2 protein-coding genes are annotated in these 1408 nt (G+C 44.7%); both read right to left on the minus strand.

Annotation, left to right across the window (positions count from 1 at the left end; all coding sequences use genetic code 11):
* Window positions 1-115 precede the first annotated feature (115 nt).
* Window positions 116-1093 (minus strand): ABC transporter permease, encoded by a 978-nt coding sequence (locus AC1DUA_RS37570; RefSeq protein WP_477504567.1) that lies wholly within the window; start codon window positions 1091-1093, stop codon window positions 116-118.
* A 95-nt stretch (window positions 1094-1188) separates the two neighbouring features.
* The coding region (locus AC1DUA_RS37575) for a helix-turn-helix domain-containing protein (RefSeq protein WP_477504568.1) at window positions 1189-1408 on the minus strand (220 nt) is incomplete at its 5' end.

Consider the following 1408-nt stretch of genomic DNA (forward strand, 5'->3'; position numbering starts at 1 on the left):
ACACATGAATGAATGGGAACAAAGTTATCATGGCAAGTACCGCCAGAAACACATAGATGACACCGTAAACCAACTTAATTGACAAGCTCTGACTACCAGACACCGCATTCCCCTCCTACCATAGCCCATTCTCGCCTAAGGCTTTAATTAATCGATTCACGCTGACCACCAAGATCAAGCCAATGACGGATTGAAACAGGCCAAGCGCTGTGGTATAGCTGTACTGCGAGCCTTCAAGACCAACATGATACACATAGGTACTGATGACATTTGCGACTTCTGAAACCGCTTTATTTTGCAATACGAAAATATGCTCGAAACCCACATCCATCATCTGACCTACACGCAGAATCAGCAGAATCGCTATCGTGGATCGGATGCCCGGCAGTGTAACGTGCCAGATGCGTCGAAGCTTGCTCGCTCCGTCAATCTTCGCTGCTTCATACAACTGAGGGTCAATTCCTGCCATGGCGGCAAGATAGAGAATCGTTCCCCATCCCGCATTCTGCCATATTCCCGACAGGATGAACGTAATCGGCCACCAGAAGTTGCTTGCCATGAAATAGATCGGTTCAATGCCAAACAGCTTCACCAAAGCAAAGTTTACGATACCCGTGGATGGAGACAGCAGAGCGATAACAATTCCGCCAAGTACGACCCAGGAGATGAAATGCGGAATGTAAAGAAGATTCTGAATCGTTCGCTTATACCATTCCAGCCGTACTTCATTTAGAAGGATGGCCAGTACAATCGGAACAGGGAAAGCGAATACAATACTGTACACATTCAGCAAAAGCGTGTTTCTTAATACAATGAAGAAATCTGGACTCGTGAATAATCTGTTGAAATGTTTCAAGCCAACCCACTGACTCCCCCATATGCCGTCGGCAAAGCGATAATTCTTGAACGCAATGATCTCACCAAACATCGGCGTGTACTTAAATATGAAATAGTAAGCAAAGATGGGAAGCAGCAATAGATACAAGTATTTGTCCCGCTTCACATACTTCCAAGCTAGTTTAAGCTTAGTTGTTTGCTCCTTCTTTCCGGCAGTCGCTTGTGCGGTGGTGGCCCCGATGGTTCGTGATTTCATGTCCTACCTCCTCTCAGATCGATAACTTGCACCTTCATGGTAGCGCTTTTATGTGTTTCCCGAAAATAGACACTTTTTATAAACACACACCTTTTTTAACCGGATACGTATTCTCCATTTTTATCATCTTCGCCTTTTTTAAGATTTTCCCTGAATTCACCAGGGGTTTGGCCTGTATATTTCTTGAAAATACGTATGAAGCTCTGAACATTGTTGTAACCTACGCTCTCCCCGATGGTGTTGACCTTCAGCTTCGAATTCAGCAGCAGCTCCTTAGACTTCTCCATTCGAATCTGAATTAGACAATCCATGAAA

The organism is Paenibacillus sp. 01T422 (assembly GCF_056398785.1).